The 2,914-nt window shown below is 73.5% G+C and carries 3 protein-coding genes and 1 pseudogene; 3 read left to right on the top strand and 1 reads right to left on the bottom strand.

The window, feature by feature from the left end:
* The coding region (locus H5J29_RS27500) for an NAD-dependent epimerase/dehydratase family protein (protein WP_220188009.1) at window positions 1-584 on the top strand (584 nt) is incomplete at its 5' end.
* 61 nt (window positions 585-645) lie between these two features.
* Here H5J29_RS27500 and H5J29_RS27495 read toward each other — a convergent pair.
* Complete coding sequence (locus H5J29_RS27495) at window positions 646-849, bottom strand: cold-shock protein (protein WP_181783902.1); 204 nt, start codon at window positions 847-849, stop codon at window positions 646-648.
* A 375-nt stretch (window positions 850-1,224) separates the two neighbouring features.
* Here H5J29_RS27495 and H5J29_RS27490 point away from each other — a divergent pair, with 375 nt between their 5' ends.
* Both H5J29_RS27490 and H5J29_RS27485 read left to right on the top strand, forming a co-directional pair.
* Window positions 1,225-2,178: an acyl-CoA desaturase gene (locus H5J29_RS27490; RefSeq protein WP_181783901.1), complete on the top strand. Its 954-nt coding sequence runs from the start codon at window positions 1,225-1,227 to the stop codon at window positions 2,176-2,178.
* A 301-nt stretch (window positions 2,179-2,479) separates the two neighbouring features.
* A pseudogene (locus tag H5J29_RS27485) lies at window positions 2,480-2,914 on the top strand (hypothetical protein); the annotation flags it as partial.

The following is a 2,914-nucleotide window of genomic DNA, read 5'->3' as shown; positions in this document are numbered from 1 at the left end:
CCAGCTCGAGCGCCGCCGTCATGGACCCGTCCGGGCTGGTCACCGAACGTCCGGCCGGCCCGCCCGCGCTCTCCGACCCCTACTCCGCGGCCAAGGCGGAGGCCGACGCGCTCGTGCTCGCCGCGGACCTGGACGCGTCGATCGTGGTGCCGGTGAGCATCTACGGACCCTCGCCCGCGGGGCCGCAGAGCTACAACGGCCTCCTGCTGGCGGCGGCGCGCGGGGAGATCACCGAGATCGTCGACGCGCCGATCGGCTGGGTCCTCGCCGAGGACGCGGCCGCGGGCACGCTGCGCGCGCTCGACGCGGGCGAGCCGGGGCACCGGTACGCGCTGTGCGGCGAGGTGGCGCCCTTCGGCCGGGTCCTGGACCGGGCCTGCACACTGCTCGGGAGCCCGCACCGGGTGCAGGCGCTGCCGCCGGGCTCCACCCTCGGTCCGGACGCGCCGACCTTCGCCCGGCGCTCCGAGGTCTACGGCCACTACCCGCCGGTCCGGGTGGACGACGCCCAGGCCCGCGCGCTCGGGATCGCGCCCCGCGGTGTCGAGGAGGGGCTGGCACTCACCTGCCGGTGGCTGGCCTGAGACGGCCGCTGCCGGCGTCCCCGAGGGGAACGCCGGCAGCGGAAGACTCAGCAGATGCCGCTTAGAGCGGGGTCACCGAGTCGGCCTGCGGGCCCTTGGCGCCCATGGAGGACTCGAAGGAGACGCGCTGGTTCTCCTCGAGGGTCCGGAAGCCCTGGGTCTGGATGGCCGAGTAGTGGACGAAGACGTCCGGCCCGTTGTCGTCGGTGGCGATGAAGCCGAAGCCCTTCTCGGCGTTGAACCACTTGACGGTGCCCTGCGGCATAACTGTTCTCCCACGCACACTGAACGGATCCGGTCGACATGCTGACGCCCGGAGGCTGCGCGGGAGCACGACGGGGTGGGAGTGGAAGCCCCCGACCGCGCGTGCGGAGCCCGCTGTCACACACATCCACGCACGCTGTCTCAACGATCGAGGAAGACACGACTGCAACCGGCAGGAACGCTATCACGGCCGAACGTGACGGCGGACGCACTCCTGCACGACGATCCACCGGGTCCACCGCGATCTCTTCTTGTCCTCTTCGTTGCGCTACCGTGACCTTCAGGTCGCTGGTGACGGGCCGGTCCTCCTCCGTGCCCCACCGTCGGCCGGAGCCGGTCCTCCCCCGACCGACCCCCCGCTAGAGATAGGCCACGCATGCCCACCCTCGCCCCGGAACACCCCGGACCGCGCGCCGCGGAACCCGCCACCGAGGGACGTCGCTCCGCGCTGGAGCACGTCCTCGTCGTCGCCTTCATGGTCATCCCGCTGCTGGCGGTCGCGGCCGCCGTGCCCGTCGCGTGGGGCTGGGGTCTGGGCTGGACGGACGTCGCCCTCTTCGCGGTGTTCTACGTCGTCAGTGGACTGGGCATCACGGTGGGCTTCCACCGGCACTTCACGCACGGGTCGTTCAAGGCGCGGCGGGGCCTGCGGGTCGGTCTGGCGGTGGCCGGGTCGCTCGCCCTGCAGGGCTCGCCGATCTCCTGGGTCGCCGACCACCGCAGGCACCACGCCTTCTCCGACAAGGAGGGCGACCCGCACTCGCCGTGGCTGTTCGGCACCGGGCCGGGCGCGCTGGCCAAGGGCTTCTGGCACTCCCACATGGGCTGGTTGCTGGAGCGGGACAAGACCAACGCCCGCCGGTTCGCCCCCGACCTGCTGGCCGACACCGCCGTCCGCCGGGTCTCGGACGGCTTCCTCTGGTTCGCCCTCACCAGCCTGCTGCTGCCGGGGCTGCTCGGCGGTCTGCTCACCTGGTCCTGGGCCGGGGCGCTGTCCGGGCTGTTCTGGGCCGGGCTCGTGCGCGTGGCGCTCCTGCACCACGTCACCTGGTCCATCAACTCGGTCTGCCACATCTGGGGGGACCGGCCGTTCGCGGCGCGGGACCGCTCGGCCAACGTCTGGTGGCTCGCGCTGCTGTCCTTCGGGGAGTCCTGGCACAACCTGCACCACGCGGACCCCACCTGCGCGCGACACGGCGCCGAGCCCGGCCAGGTCGACGTCTCCGCCCGGCTCATCCGGATCTTCGAGTCCCTCGGGTGGGCACACTCCGTGCGCTGGCCCACGGCCCGGCGGCTCGAGCGGCTGACCCGCCCCGAGCACGCTTCGTGACGGCACCCCGGGCGCAGCTCCACGTTCGGTGACCTCCGCCCTGAACGGGTGAGGGTGATCCGCTTCGTACGCCACCGGGTGACACGAGAGGCCCCTGGGACCCACCGACCGGGTCCCCGCCCCCTCCGCAGGCCTCCGGTCACCCGGTCGGGCGTCGCGCGTCCGGGGGTTCAGGGGCGGGAGTGCACACGTTGCGCGATCTCGCCGGTGGGCCCTCCCCGATCGGGTCATGGTCAGCCGCCACCCGACCTCCACATGATTCCGCCGTTCCCCGCCGGACATCACTAGTAGGAGGCTTGCCGTGCGGAAGAAGATCGCGCTCTCGCTCGTCGCTGTGGCGACGTGCGGCAGCGTCGCCGTCCTCGGGGCGGGCACGGCCATGGCCGCGCCCGCGGCCGAGCAGCTGCCCGCAGTACCGACCCTGCCCGCCGTGCCGGTCGTGCCCGCCGTGCCCGAGACGCCGCTCGGCGGCCTGTTGAACGACGTCCTGGGCACCGTCCAGGGCCTGCTCCCCTCGCTGCTCGGCGGGCTGATCCCGCCGGACCCGGTCGCCGTGGTGCCCGCTCTGCCGGTGACCCCGCCTGCGCTGCCCGACGTCCCGGTCGACACGCTGCCGGTCGACGCCGTGCCTGCTGCCGTGCCCGCCGCCGCCGTGCCTGTCGACGCGGTGCCTGTCGACGCGGTGCCTGTCGACGCCGTGCCTGTCGACGCCGTGCCTGTCGACGCGGCGCCCGCG

The organism is Pseudonocardia pini, assembly GCF_013870575.1.
Taxonomy (GTDB): domain Bacteria; phylum Actinomycetota; class Actinomycetes; order Mycobacteriales; family Pseudonocardiaceae; genus Pseudonocardia; species Pseudonocardia pini.
This window is presented reverse-complemented; position numbering and strand designations above follow the sequence as displayed.

Excerpts from the sequence above, each read along its gene's own strand:
- H5J29_RS27495 (WP_181783902.1), bottom strand. The coding sequence starts at position 849 with ATGCCGCAGGGCACCGTCAAGTGGTTCAACGCCGAGAAGGGCTTCGGC.
- H5J29_RS27490 (WP_181783901.1), top strand. The coding sequence starts at position 1,225 with ATGCCCACCCTCGCCCCGGAACACCCCGGACCGCGCGCCGCGGAACCC.